This is a genomic window from Pseudobutyrivibrio sp. AR14 (assembly GCF_900101325.1).
Taxonomy (GTDB): Bacteria; Bacillota; Clostridia; order Lachnospirales; family Lachnospiraceae; genus Pseudobutyrivibrio.
In genome coordinates this window covers 193844-209511 of sequence record NZ_FMUY01000003.1, presented here as the reverse complement: position 1 = coordinate 209511, position 15668 = coordinate 193844, and the positions used below count along the sequence as shown (strand labels likewise).

Below are 15668 nucleotides of genomic sequence, written 5' to 3'. Positions count from 1 at the left end.
AAAAATGGACAATAAAATTAAAATTATTCTTGACACAAGGCGATTGTTCCTATAGAATAACGATTGTTCGCAAGAACAGTGAATATTTTTAGTACAATGCGCGAGTGGCTCAGTTGGTGGAGCACCACCTTGCCAAGGTGGGGGTCGCGGGTTCGAGTCCCGTCTCGCGCTCTTTTAATGCGAAAAATGAGGTCATCCATTTGGATGGCCTCATTTTTTGCATTAAATAAACTTTGCTACATCATCTACACTCTTGCGAGGTGGCTTGTTGCTTACAGATTCGCTTCTGTAACCAACTGCAATGATGCTCATAACCTGCTCATCCTCTGGGATTCCGCAGAAATCTGCAACAACGCTAGCATCTCTAAGACCCATGATAAGTGTATCAACGCCAAGCTCTACAGCCTTTGCGCAAAGCAACATATCGTGTAATCCAAGGTCATATGCTCCCCAGCCGTTTCCGACTTCATTGTCAGCCTCACCAGTTGCCTTGTTGAAGCCAGAAATGTTCTTTCTAAATGTTGTAACAACATATGCTGTTGCATCCTTTGTACTATTCTGATTGAACTCAGGAAGTACAGTTTCTCTGAACTTGCTTACCTGCTCAGGAGTAGAAATGCAGTAGTATCTAGAAGTCTGTGTGTTCTTCCATGAAGGTGCAGCCTGTGCAGCTGATACCATCTCACGCAAAATTTCTTCTGAAACCTGCTTACCATTGAATGATCTAACGCTCTGTCTAGCGTCAATTACCTGTTGAAATTCCATAATTGTCCTCCTATATAAAAATTATTCTAGTTACCCAAACGATTGTGAACAATCGAATTGTATCATATTCGCCTTAAAAATCAACTATTCCCATTATAAAAAGAAGCTATAACAAAAGCTAATGCCGAGTTCCAGTAGATAGTTATTTCATTCAATGAATAACATTCTACTTTATCAAGAAAGCACTTCATTGGAGCTGTGTCTTTTGGAATACTCATAGCCAACTCATCCTGAAGTCCTACATTAGGGCCACCCGAAACCAGTCCAGGCCATGGCTCATCTATATTATCTACTGCTGTCGGTCTAAGATGTGGATTTTTAAATGCATTTTCCCCATTTCCAGTAACATAGCTCACATTCATGCTGTTGCATCCCAGCAAATAATCAAGCCCAGAAGTTATGACATTCTCATACTCCGCTTTGTGATTGATAGTGTCAGCAACGCACAGTACCATCATGTATTTCAGCAGCTCCATGTTACTGCCCCAGATAAAATCTTCCTTGGTCATGCAAAGACCAAATCCATTTTCCTCAGCATTGTTCAATAGTCTATCAGCTTCACTGCCAAAACAATCTCTAACATAGTTTTCTAAATCGCTATTTTCATCTTTCAAAATCAAAGAAAGAGAGCCAAGTCCTGCAACATCAGCCCAGCCAAAGCAAGTAAACACATTGCCTTGATAGCCCTTATCGGTTGCATTCTCATCGTATTTTACTATCTTATCCTTCAGGCCAAGTGCTGCCCCATAATACTTCTTATTACTTGTGGCCTCGTACAATGCACAAGCCGCCCAAAATCTATTAGAATAATCCTCAGGCTCTGGATACTCTCCGGTATTTGAACCCTCAGCATTTTTAAATAATAATGGTTCCGGATTATTCTCCAGCCATTCATACGCTTTAAGAGATTTTTCCAATAATAAATCCGCATATGCGATATCAAAATTTTTATACACTGTATATGCCAAAGCAAAAACTGCCGCTATATCTGCAGTAGCAAGGGAAGAAACGCTAAACAAAAACAACTCTTCCTTATCTTCTTCAGGCATAATAAAAGGGGCATGATTAAATGTAGTAACTTTATGCCAAACAGAGCCATCTTTTCTTTGCATCTTCATGAGAAAATCAAGCTCAACCTTCACCTCTGAGAGAATTGAAGGTAAAATCCCTTTATCACAATTTTCTTCTGGAATGTCTATTTTTAGATTAATGAAATTCTCAAACAATCTGACTGAATACAAAAGATGCGCCACAGCAACAGCTCCAGCAGTGGAATACCTTCCGTAGTCTCCTGCATCGTGCCAGCCGCCACTTACATCAACAGACTCAACATCTTCCCCATATACAGTGGCCTTGGTCAAATGACATGGGCTGTGGAAATATTTACCTGCATATTTTTGATCTAATCCATGACCGCATCTGAGATAATAGAAACATTTGCACACGTCATGGGTAAGTTTTTCAAATACATTTTGCGATATTTCAAATGTTGCGCTTTTATTTTTCTCTGCCTCAATTATATATTTGCCTGGTTTAGTAAGCTGACTAAAATCAGCGACAAAAACATCTTCACCTGATATATCATCGCCGCCAAAATGTACTGGCCTCCCCTGTAAAACCACATGATTATCAGTGTCGAAAACACTAAAACTCTCACAAGGAAAATTCAGCACTGCCTTTTTTGAAGCATTTGGTAAAAACCCTACTTGATTAACAAAAATCCTATTCATGAACTATTAACCCCTTCTTCATCCCTCTAATCCTAAATTTTACTCACATATAAGAATACAGGAAATATCTAATATTTTAAAGATATACTTCCTGTACTATTTTTCTCAATTAAACTTTTTCCCGTATTTTGCCTTGTATTTTATAAAAACAATAAGATATATTTTTCTCTTCTAATAATATGATATAATTTTGTAGTTAAATTCTATTAGATGGCGAGAAAAAATATGAAACGGAAAAAATTAATAATTATTATTTTGCCAATTGCATTGATTATTTTGGCTGCAATCATTGGCACAATCGCTTACTATAACATCAATTCAGATTTGGTTTATTCTGAAGTTTATGTGGAGGCTGGCACATCAACATGTAATGTTAAAGAATTTTTAAAGCGAGATGTAAAAGGAGCTGCTTTTACCAAAGAGTCTACTTTTGATGCAAATGTTCCTGGAGATTACAAATTGCAAATCAAGTGGAAAATGCCTGTTTTCGGAGAACAGACATATGATACAGTTTTACATGTACAGGATACTACCGCTCCAGAAGTTACGCTTACAACTGAATCCATTCAAATGTACACCACTGCTCCAGCACCAACTGCAGCAGACTTGGTTGAGTCAGTTAGCGATATAACAAACTGCTCAATCGATTACAAAGAAGCCTATGATTTTTCTTCTGAAAGTTCATTTGATATAACTGTTGTTGTAACTGACACTTCAAATAATGCTACTGAGATCACTGTGCCATGCACTGTTGTCGAGGACATCACTCCTCCAGAAATCACTGGCATCGCGCCAATTGAAATTGCACAGGGCGACACAGTTTCCTACAAGAAAAATATAGAAGTCACTGACAATCTAGATCCAAATCCTACCCTTGAGGTGGACAGTTCTGAGGTAAATGTCGACAAGCGTGGCGTCTACACCGTCAGATATATTGCAACTGACGATGCAGGAAATGTCACAGAAAAAACAACTACCGTTAGAATAGTTTCAGCGAAAATTGCTGCAGCTACAGAAGAAACTGTATATGCCTTAGCAGATGATATCCTTGCTCAGATTATTACTGATGGAATGGACCAAAAAGCTCAGGCCAGAGCTGTATTCAACTGGGTTGTAAACAATATTACATACTCAGAATCAGCCGGTATTGATGATTTACTTTCAGCCGCATACAAGGGCATGTATTATCATGTTGGTGATTGTACTGTAAAGCAAAAGACTGCCGAAGTTCTTCTCAACAGACTAGGCATTAAAAATATGGAAATTGAAAAAATCCGCGATACACGTGGTCATTATTGGTTATTGATAGACGTAGGTGAAGGTTGGTATCACTATGATCCTAACTTGCAGCTTGATGGCACACTTATATTCTATTGGCATGATGCCGACCTATGGGCATATTCAAATTCCCACGGCAACACCCACAATTATGACCCTAGCAAATATCCAACAATTCAATAACCCCAAGGAGGTAATGTAATGAAAAACAAATTTTTAGTATTAGCTCTTACTGCTGCAATGGCCCTTTCAATGGTTGCCTGCGGTAGCTCTAGCGACACAAAAGTAATTGAATCAAACGGTTCTGCACAGGCAGGTCAAAGCAGTTCTACAGCCTCAGCTGGATACGTATTTACGTATAATGGAACAGCAATTCCTGTAGACGCAGATGTTGCTCCTATCTTAGATGCTCTTGGCGAGCCAAAAGATGAATTCACATCACCAAGTTGTGCAGGTCAGGGTGATGGTCATTTATATACATATAATGACTTTGAAATCCAGACATACCCAGATGGTGACAAGGATTTAGTACTCTATGTTCAGCTTAGAACAGATAATGTAGCCACAGCTGAAGGTATTGACCTTTCAAGCTCTAGAGATGACATTATCGCTGCATATGGTGAGCCAACATCAGAGGAAACAGGCTCTATGAAGTATGAAAAAGATGGTATGGGTCTCGTATTTATTTTCGATGGAGAAAGCCTTATTTCTATCGAATACGATAGCCCTAAGAACTAAGAATAATTGTCAGAAAATCAAAGGGATTTTCCAAAGCTTTGCAACTTTAGAAAATCCCTTGACTTATGGCTAATATTCCTATAGAATAACCATTGTTCGCAAGAACACTAAGCGCGAGTGGCTCAGTTGGTGGAGCACCACCTTGCCAAGGTGGGGGTCGCGGGTTCGAGTCCCGTCTCGCGCTCTTATTAATTAAAAGGACATATCCTAATGGATATGTCCTTTTTTAATTAACGAGGCCCATACGGGCCTCGAATGTTCGAGGTCTCGCCTGCCGGCTCGGTCGGTGCTTCTGCTTCGCAGAGGTGTCCACTGGACACCCGCACCCCGTCTCGCGCATTACACATTACATAATCTAGATAAACCATTTATTCCCGTCGAGTGCGTAGTCCCATACGGCCCTGGTCGGTTCGAGGTCTCGCCTACCGGCTCGTATTCTTAACCTTTTTCTTACTGATTCCAAGAACTGCCCATCTGAAGAATGGAATCCTACTGATAATGGCATAAAGTCCATATCCAAATAAGAATCCTGCTACTAAACTAAGTAGGTAGCAAAGAGGCGCCGGAAGGAGTGCATTCTTTGCGAAAACAAGTGCAACTGTGGATATTCCAAGATAATGGAATACATATAACCCAAAGCTATGACTACTCATCCACTTTGTGAAATCATTACTGAAGTCTCCGTATCTTGCCATACTGGAGAGCATCGCCAGGGAACCAAAGTACGAGCATGCCACGTATAGTGGACCTCTATTAACCGGCTTATCGGCATAATTTGTTCCACCAAGGATAACAAAATTAACTACCGCAAATGTAATGCAGAGTGCTACTCCGATTACTATAAATACTACTGCGTATTTCTTTAATTTATCCATTACTTCTTCATTAGAAAATACATAATAACCCATAATGAAGAATACAAAATAGAAAGCGAATCTATAGACTTGAACGATTGGTGTATTAAGTATCTGTGCAGCTCCCCAGATTGGGAAGAAGAAAAGAACCATCAGCCATATCTGTGTCTTTGAGCAGACCTCGATAAGCTTTCCTTTTTCTATATTTCTCAAAAGTACAAGCACCACACTATATATCCAAAGTAGATGAACAAACCAGAGTACTCCACTTCCTGACGCAACCATAATCAGATAGATAACAAACTTTGGAACTCCCATGGCTGCAAGCTCTTTTGCTCCATCTGCCAGATGCATACTTACATATCCCTGAATGAACTGGAATACGAATAGTCCTATTGTAGAAGGAACAAGGAGCTTAGTAGTTCTACTTTTTATGAATTCCTTATTTGTATGCTTCTCCAGATACAGTCTTGAACTTATACCTGCCACAATGAAAAGCACCGGCATAAACCACGGATATACCAGATACTGGAAGATATCGTAAGGCTGAGTTGATAATTTTGTAATCTGACCAACTCCCCCTAACACACCCTCAGCATTGTACATATATAATACATGGTATAAAACAACAATCACAACCGTAATCCAGCGAATATTCTCCAAATAATCCTTTCTAGCTGTTTGTTTATCATTATTCATATATTTCCACCTTGTAATAAAAATATAACATTCGCAACTATTGTTAACATTATTATATCTACCTTGCTTTCAGTAATCCACCAACCAAACCATACATTTTGTACAATTCTTGTTACATTTAGTTGCAAAGAAAAACAATTCTTAAGACAAAAATAGGTTGCTTAGGATAATCTTAGAGTTTAATTTTCAACAATTCCACATAAAAATCAGTTATACTATAAACAATTAAATATTTAATTATAGGGAGGGTTTTTATGAATAACGAAAGTACTGGGGTTAATAAGAAGATTGGGGTTGGTCTATTTTTTCAGGTACTGCTTTTAGTAGTTGCACTAGTTTTAACAATCGTAGCCATTGTTAAATCAAGAGATGTAAACAGGTTGATTATTTATATTGGTCAAGCTGTAACCTGCGCACTATTTATTTTCTATTTTGTCTGCCATCTGAAGAAAAGTACCACCAAGCATTTCAAATGGACTATCTATTCCTACGCTGTGCTAGAGGCTTTGAGAGCTTCTCTTTTACACACTGAAAATGTACCAGCTGTAGCAGGATATCTGGCAAGATTCATCCTTATAGCTGCAACCTGCACATGCATTCTTTTTGCTGATCGATGCGATGAGCCAGGCAGCATAAAAATGGTTTATGGAATTCTCGTATTAGAGATTATCGTATATGCGATATTCCTAATTGCCTTTCCTGGTGTTCTACTAGGTAATTTCAATAGATTCTTACCATTTGTAGGAGTCCTTATTGCAGGTTCTCTCATTCTATTTCAAAAGACTAGAATCAAGCAGATGAACTCTTAGAATTACAACAAAAGCATATACACAAAAATCCAAGGTCAAATAGACCTTGGATTTTTATTTCTGTTATCGCTTTAACTATTGTGCAATCCCCAAAAACTAATAATTTTCAACTCGCAATTGGTATCATCCACATATACATCTGCGAACCAGATATTTCCATTATCCAGCATAGCACCTTGGTAATTAGCCCATAAATCTTCCAAAGACCACTCCTCTAGAGAATCATAGTAGCTCTGGTCAAATCCTACATTTGTAGCATACTCAATAAAATCCTCCTTGTTCTCACAGAGAGTCCCATCTTCTTTTGAACCAATGGGATAAGCAATCATATCTCCGATAGTGTCCCAGTCCTCGTCAAGAGCTGCATCCTTTATTTCTTTGGCATATTCTTCTACGGCTTCTGAACCCTTGCTAGTGAACACTTCATAGTCAACTTCTTCAGGCTGATTATCCTCAGACTCAACCTCTTCATTTAGGTTTTCTATTAGCGCACCTTCATCAACTGTCTCCTCTACAGCTACAGGAGCTGTTTCTTCAACAGTATCGCCCTTCTGATTTCCGCATGCTATGAAAGCCATGGATACAGAACCTATTAAACACATAGTAATAAATCTATTTTTCATAACTCATTGCCTCCTTTCTTTGTATCCAAACACTCTAACATATTTTGGAAATTATTTCAAAATTGTTACATTTTAAAATCCAATAAAAATAGTCCCCGTAAGCAGATTACATATCCACTTATGGGGGCCAATTTATCAATTATATAATTCAATTACTAAGCTAAATTTAAGCCTTTATCTTTATTTGCCTCTACAGAAGCATCTGCAGATACTTCTGTTGAAGCACTACGTACGCTTGTCTTTACTGTATTGTCTACTGACACAGTGTCGCCATTAGCACCAACCCTTGCAGGTCTTGTAGGCGCCTCAACAGCCTTTACAGCGTTAGTTTTTGTTGCAGCTTCTCGAGCTTCCCTAGCTTCTTGTATTTCTCTTGCGGCTTTAACTGCTCTTGGTTCTTTGTGCTCTCTTGTGCTATCAGCCTGAGACTCTTTTGACTCTCTAATTTCTCTAGCAGCCTGCACTGCTCTAGGCTCTTTTTTCACCTTTTCCTGACTGACAGCCTGTTCCTTACTACTTGCTTTTTTATCCTTGTTATATTTATCAAGAGCCGCTGCTGTATTTTGTACACTAACAAGCAATTCTCTTGCTTCGTTAGAAAGATTCTTATTGTCATTAGAAAGCTCTGCTGCCTGTGTAGCTGCTGCAGTAACCTCTTCTGTTATGGCAGAAAGCTGTGAAATGTTTTCAACAATCTTGTTGTTAGAAACAGCAAGATTCTCGATCATCTTTTCAACGCCCTCTATATTAGCTGTAAGATTGTTTACATCCTCATTCAAATGAATGAAGCTTGCAGCCGAACGTTCAATCAACTCACCCTGTAATTCAGATGCAGCGCATGCCTGAAGTACAGCTGACTCAGCCTGCTGAGCGTTATTGCCAAACTCATCAATCATACGAGTAATATCTTCAGTAGCATTTTTTGTCTTCTCAGCAAGATCTCGAATTTCGTTGGCAACAACAGCAAATCCCTTACCATATTCGCCTGCACGAGCAGCCTCAATAGAAGCATTAAGGGCAAGCAAATTAGTTCTGGTGCTGATATCCAAAATCACCTCAGTGATAGACTTCATCTCATCGCCCTTTTTAACAAGCACTGTCATAGCATCACCAAGATTGCTATTAATCTGACCGATAGTCTCAGATTTCTCCTTCAGCTCTTTCATCATCTCATAGTTCTCGTTGTTGATGTTGCTAGCCTCGCTTGCCACAGCAACCATTTCCTCAGAACGGGCAACAGTCTCTTCGATAAGATCCTGAATATTCTGAGTCATAATTGTCTGCTCCTGAATGTGCTCAGCATTTGAAAGGGTACTGTTTGAAATATCATCCATAGCACCGCTAACAGTAGCAGTTGTAACATCAAGCTTGTTCATATTATCCATTGCCTGGCTAACACCTTCATTAACCCTTGATGCCACATCTATCACTTCAGACATCATATCTGATTGTTTCTTTGCCTGGTATTGCATGAGACCTACCACATCTCTTTCAAAGGTCTCAAACATATTCTCTATGCAAACACAAAGGACAACAGCTGCAAAAGAACAACCTATTGCTGCAGCATTATCTATTGCCTCATCTGAAGTATACATTGCTGGCTCCATAAAATGCATAGCATAAGTTCCAAGCTCTACCAATGCCAATACAAGTGCAGAAATTCTAATAAATTTCTTATCATAATATAGGATAAATGGAACCATTGGCACCACCATGGCAAATCGTACATAATAGCTTATAAAACCATAAGTACTGAGGAGACCAATCGCAGCCAAAAATGCAAGTGATACCCACCTAATAGCCACTGAATCCTGTTTCTTCACATAAATAATAGAGAGTGTTAAAAGAGTAGCCACCTCTAATCCGCATATTGTGAGCAAATAGCCTAGAGATCTAAATTCTCTTAAATAAGCTATAACTACAACTGTTGTAAGCAAGGTAAAATATACCGCAAATGTAAGAATCATTAGACGATTGATTCGCTTTACCTGCTCACTTCTTTCCGCATAATGAAATTTTTCTCCCATTATTATTCCCTCCATAAACGTTGTCCAACACGTTATTTATCGGTAATTATAGCAAATATTATAGACCCTTTGCTAAAAATGACAAAAATTATACAACTTGTCCAATCGGACACAGTTTTTTCACTATATAACTACCAAAAATAGAGTTTTACTTTGCAAAATAAAAAAGGCTCCAGTAGAATAATCTACTGAAGCAATAAGTGAAATAAAAATTATGAATATAGCTTCTTTACGTTGCTCTCGATAATATTAGTCGCCTTGATTGTGAACTCTCCATTTAAGAAGTTCTCAAGCTGACCGTAAGTATTGATAGCCTTACCATTGACAAGAATAATGAATGGCTTCTGTCCATCTGCATTAAGTGTCATTCTGTAATCAACTCTATCAAGAGCGTACTCAATACTCATCTCATATGAATCAAAATATGCTCGACTATTACCAAGAGTATGGTCTGATGTAATCCAATACTCCTCAACCAAGTTAACCTTTGGGTCGATCATGCTCATCTTAACAAACTTATCGCCGCTGTCGGCACGTAATAATTTGTATTCTTTATTAAGTGTTGTAAGTTCCATATTTCACCTCTCGAAACTGTGCAAAACCAATAATATCCACAAAACAATAGCACTTTATCACGATTTTCGTTATATGTCAACACTAATTTTCAATAGAATTTGCCATTATAACGCACTTCTTGCCAAAAATGTTCCAATATAAACTTCAATAATTTGAACTATCTATTAATACACAGTAATAGAATCATTTTTTTATCAATCTATTCATTTTGTCAGATTTTTATTGTAAAATATATACACATCAACTGAATGCTTTTGATTTTTTATAACAATAGGGGTAAGGAGAGGGGCACAAATGAAAGACAGAAACGAGAAAAAAGCAAAGGTTAGTCTGAATATTTTAATTCTAATAATCGCAATTCCACTTATTGCAGCACTAATCATCTGCAATGTATTTAACGCATTCAACACCTACAGAATCAAGAAAACTACAGAAGAGACCTACTACAACATGCTTTATGGCATCAGTTCTAATCTAATAAAAGCAGAGCGTGATTTTACACAGGCTCAGCTTCTTGGAACACAGAAACTTGCCTATAAAGAATTCGTAGTTCAATCAGTTTTAGAGGCAATGGATGCCGATTGGCAGACAATGGTTGATAACATTGATTCGGAACTTGATCAGGCAATCACAATGGCCAAAACCAACGATAAACTTTGGTCAAAGCTTACAACTGAAGATGGCATCAACTTCGCCACAGCTTACGATAACTTCACTACATCCTATGCTAAATGGAAAGAGGATTACGCTAAAACTACCTCTGCCGCTACTGCTGAGCCATGGACGCAAAGCTATACAGCCAGCCGAAATCAGCTCATTATCATGGATTCTATCGTAACCACATGGGCGCAAAATGAAAATCGTGCAACTGATGCTAAGATTCAAAATACAATTTTAATTTCTTCTATAGTATTTGCAGCTATAGCTGTGATTCTCTTCATATTTACTATTATCATTCTTATGAATATTTCAAGAAATATGAAGGGTATTAGAAATGCAGTTCGTCGTATTTCTGAAGGTGATTTTGTTACAAAAATTAAACCAAGGACAATTATCACTGACTTTGCCGAAATAGGTTTTTCTCTTGAATCTATGAGACATGATTTGAGAAATGCTTTAGTAAGAGTCATTGATTATGCTACAAGCGTTAATAATAAAGCTGAGGAAACAAAGGACAATATCGCCGCTTCTCAGCACACAACAAACGATATCAGCTCAGCAGTTTATGACATTGCCGAAGGTGCAACAGCTATGGCTCAGGATGTTTCTCAGACATCTACTATCACAGCTAGCATCGGTGATTCTGTAGAAAATGTTTTATATTCTGCAAATGGCAACTTGGATAAGGGCCAGCAGGTATTTGACGAATCTACTAGAATCAAAGAAAAATTAGAGCAGATTAAGATTCAAGATCAAAAGACTGATGCTATTGCATCGCAAGTTGCAAGCTCCGTTGGTGAAACAGCAACTGTTGTTGCTCAAATCACAGAAGCAGCCGAGGGTATCATCAATATTTCAAGCCAGACAAACTTGCTTGCGCTCAATGCTTCTATTGAGGCTGCCAGAGCAGGTGAAGCAGGCAAGGGATTTGCCGTTGTTGCTGACAATATTAAAAACCTGGCAGAGGAAACCAACAACCTTGCCGGGGAAATCACAGGCATGCTTGCAACTATCACTCATTATTCTGACACAAACAAAAAACTGGCAGAGGACATCAAGGAGGCAACTTCTAATGAGGCTGTAGCTCTTTCAGATATGAGTGAGACATTTGACGAAATGATTAAACTTCTTCAGGAAACTGAAGTTGGAAATAAGCAGATTGTTGAGCTCGTTAAATCAGTTAACTTAGATAAGAACAGCATATTAAGCTCTGTTGATTCTCTTTCAAGCATTTCTCAAGAAAATGCAGCATCAACCCAAGAGACAAGCGCTAGCTTAACCCAGCTTGATAGCAACATGGAAGCTGTTGTAACACAGGCTGAGGAGCTTCAAAATATTGCTGAACAGCTCACAGAAAATATCCGCTTCTTCCAAGTTGAACTGCCTAATAACGAATAATCTACATTTATATAAATATACTGGCATATGTAGCTTATCGTTTAGGAATAAAGAACTATGGGGTCTAATAATTTATTAGGAGGTTGAGTATGAAATTTTTTGTATGCAAGGTATGTGGAAATTTTGTAGAGATGGTCAAAGAATCCGGTGCACCTATGACCTGCTGTGGCCAAAAGATGACAGAGCTTGTGCCTGGTACATCTGATGGCGCTGTAGAAAAGCATGTGCCAGTTTATACAGTTGATGGCAACAAGGTTACTGTCACTGTAGGCTCAGTTGAGCACCCAATGGCTCCAGAGCATTTCATCGAGTGGATCGCTATTGAGACCAAGAAAGGTTGCCAGCGCAATGTATTACAGCCAGGCGAGAAGCCATGCACAGAATTTTTCCTTGCTGAGGGTGATTCAGTTGTAGGCGTATATGCATATTGCAATTTACACGGACTTTGGAAAGCATAATATGATAAACAAAAAGAAGTGGCACTTTTGAAGTGACCACTTCTTTTTTGTTATACTTTTCCATTATTTACAGATTTATTCCACAGCAATCCAACCGGAGCTGTAAGGAAAATAGCCTTCAGCACATTATCGGCTATCATACAACACCAAACACCTATCAGGCCCATTCCAAAGAAATGGATGCCGATATAAGTAGATAAAATGCGTACTAGCCACATTCCAACTGTCTCAATTATAAATGGATATTTGGTGCGTCCCAATCCATAATAGATACCCTCGGAAATTATATATAAGCCAAAGAAAGGCTCGTTGAAAGCTACCATCTTGAGGACCTTTGTACCAAGGGCAATTACATCTGCGTCCTTTGTAAAAAAGGACATGAGAGGCTCAGCAAATATAAACAAAAGCACTCCACTAAGTGTCATAACAGCCAACGTGCTTATCACACTGCTGGTACAAACCTTGCGGTATTTTTCGTGATTCTGCTCGCCAAATGATATTCCTACCATAGTGGTGGCAGCTGACTTAAATCCATATCCGCCAATATAAAACAGCTCCTCTGCCCCAACAGCTATACTATGGGCTGCAAATATAATAGTTCCCATGTGAGATACAAGACCTGCAAAAACCACATATCCAGATGTGGACGCTATATTTATAAGAAGTACAGGCAGAGATAGATTCCACATTTTCCTAGTGACCTCTCTATCTGTATTTAACAAATGACCTCTAAAACGTAAATACGGATTCCTAAAGAATACAATTAGAGTAAATACTCCACCTAGAATTGCAGAAATACATGTAGCGTATGCTGCACCATCTACTCCCCATCCAAATATATAAATAAATATATAATCAAGCACCAAGTTGATTCCATTTATTATGATGCTGATAAACATAGGGGTCTTGGTATCTTTTGTAGCTCTGATAGCCGACGCCAAAATATACTGGATTGATTTAAAAATAATTGGCACCGATATCCAGAAGAAATATCTAGTAGCCACAGGACGAATAGCCTCTTCTGCTCCCATCCATGTAGCAACAAATGGGCTCAGTGCAAGACATATAACCTCAAGCACTACACCGACGCCAATAGCAAATAAAAGGCTTTGTTTTGCCACATCCTTTATCTGATGCTCTTCACCTGCCCCTATTGCCTGAGCAATAAGTGTCATAGCTGCCACACCAAAAGCGTAAGGCATACTTCCAATTAACCATGTAATGGTGGTAGATGTAGATACAGCAGCTGTGGCATCAGCGCCAAGTCTTCCAACCATGGCAGTATCTACATACTGCATAAGAACAGATAAAATCTGTTCTAGCATAGTAGGAAGTGCCACAGTTACCACTGCCCAAAATATATTTTCACCAGTCCTTGTCTTTATCATTAAGATTCTCTTTTCCTAATCCATTTGCCCAAACCATGGATTCGATAGCCCTGGCAACACGTATTGCATCTATAGCTTCCATGGCTCTTTTATAATCAGCTTCCTGCTTTTTTATCTTTGCAGAAAAATCTTTTTGTTTTTGTTCAAATTCTTCAGCTTTTTTGTTTTTGGCCTTCTGGACCTTCTTTTGAAAAGCTACGTAATCAGCATTGCTGGCGGTACGCCCATACTTTGTAGATGACTTTGCCCCTCCAACTACTTTTGTGTGGGTCAAAGCCTTGCCCTTGTGCTCTGTCATCAAAAATTGATATGCCTCAGTTATTCTATTATAAATAGTAGCATCGTGATTGCCTGTGGCATCGGGATGACACCTTTTGACCAAATCCTTATATGCTGCTTTTATCTGAGTAATCGTCGCTCCATCGCTAAGTCCTAGAGCTAAACACGCCTCATACCTGGTCCTTATCATTTAAAACCTCTCCAATAAAATACAATGACCCCATAACAATTATAGGATTATCCTGTGCAGATGCCCTATTAATAGCATCCTTATAATCCTTGCAGGCAGTAGCCTCCATACCTATCCCTTTCAAGTCATCTGCCAACGTCTCTGCTTGCAATGCTCTAGAGTAATCGATTGTTACAGTAAAAATACGCTCTGCTATAGGCGAAATTATTTGCGCCATCTCAACGTAATCTTTATCTGCCATTACTGCCATTATAAATGAAAATTTAATATTTGGAAATTCTCCCACTAGACTGTCTACCAGAGCCCTTACACCAGAAGGATTGTGGGCGCCATCAATCAAAATAAATGGATCCTCACTAATGATATCCATCCTGCCTGGCCATCTGGCATTTGCAAGACCAGTGGCAATCGTCTGATTATCCACAGGAAGTGATAGACGCCTTATTGTTTCTATTGCAACTGCTGCATTCTTTCTCTGGTATCCACCAAATAGTCCTAATTTTACATCTTTATCCACAGTACCAGCCAGATGAAGTATACAACCCAATTCTCGGGCACGAGCCTCTATGACTTCGGCCGCCTCATCATCCATCTGGCCAATAACTACAGGCACGCCAGGCTTAATGATTCCAGCCTTTTCTCCTGCTATCTCAGCAAGTGTATTTCCAAGATACTGAGTATGCTCCAGACCAATAGATGTGATGACACTCACATCTGGAAGCTGACTAAGTCCATTGGTAGAGTCCTTGGTGCCCCCAAGTCCTGTCTCAAGCACAACATAATCAACCTGCTGTTCTTTAAAATAAATTATGGCCATAGCTAGCCAATAATCGAACATTGTAGGCTCAAGCTTAAGCTCCATTCCAAGAAGTGATTCACCGATTCGCCTTACCTCTTCTCTTGGAATCTGGACCCCATCAATCTGAATGCGCTCTGTATAATCTATTAAATGAGGGGATGTAAAAAGTCCCACCTTAAATGATTTTTCAGACGCAAAAGAAGCAGCCTGCAAGATACTACTCACGAAAGCTGCTACTGATCCCTTGCCATTGGTCCCAGCAATGTGGATGAAATGCATCCCCCTATCAGGATGGCCCAAAGCAGTCATAAACTCTCTGGTAACATCCCTTCCACATGCCTTACCAAATCGGCGTTTATTATCAATTGTATTAACTACCTGTTCGTATGTCATCACT

The 15668-nt window shown here is 39.0% G+C and carries 14 protein-coding genes and 2 tRNA genes; 7 read left to right on the top strand and 9 right to left on the bottom strand.

Annotated features, from left to right (window positions below):
• The first annotated feature begins 98 nt into the window (after nucleotides 1–98).
• Nucleotides 99–171 (top strand) — tRNA-Gly (locus BLP50_RS04260).
• Nucleotides 172–222: 51 nt separating this feature from the next.
• Here BLP50_RS04260 and BLP50_RS04255 read toward each other — a convergent pair.
• Together BLP50_RS04255 and BLP50_RS04250 are read right to left on the bottom strand one after the other, a co-directional pair.
• The gene (locus BLP50_RS04255; protein ID WP_090151522.1) at nucleotides 223–765 is read right to left on the bottom strand and encodes a nitroreductase family protein; all 543 of its coding nucleotides are present in this window, start codon (nucleotides 763–765) and stop codon (nucleotides 223–225) included.
• 80 nt (nucleotides 766–845) lie between these two features.
• The gene (locus tag BLP50_RS04250) at nucleotides 846–2495 is read right to left on the bottom strand and encodes a glycoside hydrolase family 9 protein (protein WP_090151520.1); all 1650 of its coding nucleotides are present in this window, start codon (nucleotides 2493–2495) and stop codon (nucleotides 846–848) included.
• 225 nt (nucleotides 2496–2720) lie between these two features.
• On the opposite strand from BLP50_RS04250, the gene BLP50_RS04245 reads away from it, so the two are divergent.
• The 3 genes from BLP50_RS04245 (at nucleotide 2721) to BLP50_RS04235 (ending at nucleotide 4695) form a co-directional block, all read left to right on the top strand.
• Nucleotides 2721–3956 (top strand): transglutaminase domain-containing protein, encoded by a 1236-nt coding sequence (locus BLP50_RS04245; RefSeq protein WP_090151517.1) that lies wholly within the window; start codon nucleotides 2721–2723, stop codon nucleotides 3954–3956.
• Nucleotides 3957–3974: 18 nt separating this feature from the next.
• Nucleotides 3975–4511, top strand: a complete 537-nt coding sequence (locus BLP50_RS04240; RefSeq protein ID WP_090151514.1) for a hypothetical protein — start codon at nucleotides 3975–3977, stop codon at nucleotides 4509–4511.
• 111 nt (nucleotides 4512–4622) lie between these two features.
• A tRNA-Gly gene (locus BLP50_RS04235) sits at nucleotides 4623–4695 on the top strand.
• Nucleotides 4696–4933: 238 nt separating this feature from the next.
• Here the strand turns inward: BLP50_RS04235 and BLP50_RS04230 are convergent.
• Nucleotides 4934–6064 (bottom strand): acyltransferase family protein, encoded by a 1131-nt coding sequence (locus BLP50_RS04230; protein WP_090151511.1) that lies wholly within the window; start codon nucleotides 6062–6064, stop codon nucleotides 4934–4936.
• A 254-nt stretch (nucleotides 6065–6318) separates the two neighbouring features.
• On the opposite strand from BLP50_RS04230, the gene BLP50_RS04225 reads away from it, so the two are divergent.
• Nucleotides 6319–6873: a hypothetical protein gene (locus BLP50_RS04225; protein WP_090151508.1), complete on the top strand. Its 555-nt coding sequence runs from the start codon at nucleotides 6319–6321 to the stop codon at nucleotides 6871–6873.
• A 71-nt stretch (nucleotides 6874–6944) separates the two neighbouring features.
• Here the strand turns inward: BLP50_RS04225 and BLP50_RS04220 are convergent, their stop codons facing one another.
• From BLP50_RS04220 to BLP50_RS04210, 3 genes are all read right to left on the bottom strand, one after another.
• Complete coding sequence (locus BLP50_RS04220; protein ID WP_090151505.1) at nucleotides 6945–7496, bottom strand: hypothetical protein; 552 nt, start codon at nucleotides 7494–7496, stop codon at nucleotides 6945–6947.
• A gap of 155 nt (nucleotides 7497–7651) precedes the next feature.
• Nucleotides 7652–9523 (bottom strand): methyl-accepting chemotaxis protein, encoded by a 1872-nt coding sequence (locus tag BLP50_RS04215; RefSeq protein WP_176753678.1) that lies wholly within the window; start codon nucleotides 9521–9523, stop codon nucleotides 7652–7654.
• A gap of 212 nt (nucleotides 9524–9735) precedes the next feature.
• Nucleotides 9736–10098, bottom strand: coding sequence for a hypothetical protein (locus tag BLP50_RS04210; RefSeq protein ID WP_090151500.1), 363 nt, complete (start codon nucleotides 10096–10098; stop codon nucleotides 9736–9738).
• Between the two features lie 295 nt (nucleotides 10099–10393).
• On the opposite strand from BLP50_RS04210, the gene BLP50_RS04205 reads away from it, so the two are divergent.
• Complete coding sequence (locus BLP50_RS04205; RefSeq protein WP_090151497.1) at nucleotides 10394–12157, top strand: methyl-accepting chemotaxis protein; 1764 nt, start codon at nucleotides 10394–10396, stop codon at nucleotides 12155–12157.
• 89 nt (nucleotides 12158–12246) lie between these two features.
• The gene (locus BLP50_RS04200) at nucleotides 12247–12615 is read left to right on the top strand and encodes a desulfoferrodoxin family protein (protein ID WP_090151493.1); all 369 of its coding nucleotides are present in this window, start codon (nucleotides 12247–12249) and stop codon (nucleotides 12613–12615) included.
• 50 nt (nucleotides 12616–12665) lie between these two features.
• On the opposite strand, the gene BLP50_RS04195 is transcribed toward BLP50_RS04200, so the two are convergent.
• Genes BLP50_RS04195 through BLP50_RS04185 form a run of 3 tightly spaced genes read right to left on the bottom strand, consistent with a single transcriptional unit; the run spans nucleotide 12666 to nucleotide 15664 of the window.
• Nucleotides 12666–14003 (bottom strand): MATE family efflux transporter, encoded by a 1338-nt coding sequence (locus BLP50_RS04195; RefSeq protein WP_090151490.1) that lies wholly within the window; start codon nucleotides 14001–14003, stop codon nucleotides 12666–12668.
• Nucleotides 13981–14472, bottom strand: a complete 492-nt coding sequence (locus BLP50_RS04190) for a J domain-containing protein (protein ID WP_090151487.1) — start codon at nucleotides 14470–14472, stop codon at nucleotides 13981–13983. Before BLP50_RS04190 ends, BLP50_RS04195 begins: the two co-directional genes overlap by 23 nt.
• Entirely contained in the window at nucleotides 14453–15664 is a 1212-nt protein-coding gene (locus BLP50_RS04185; protein ID WP_090151484.1) for a bifunctional folylpolyglutamate synthase/dihydrofolate synthase, read from the bottom strand. Before BLP50_RS04185 ends, BLP50_RS04190 begins: the two co-directional genes overlap by 20 nt.
• Nucleotides 15665–15668 lie beyond the last annotated feature (4 nt).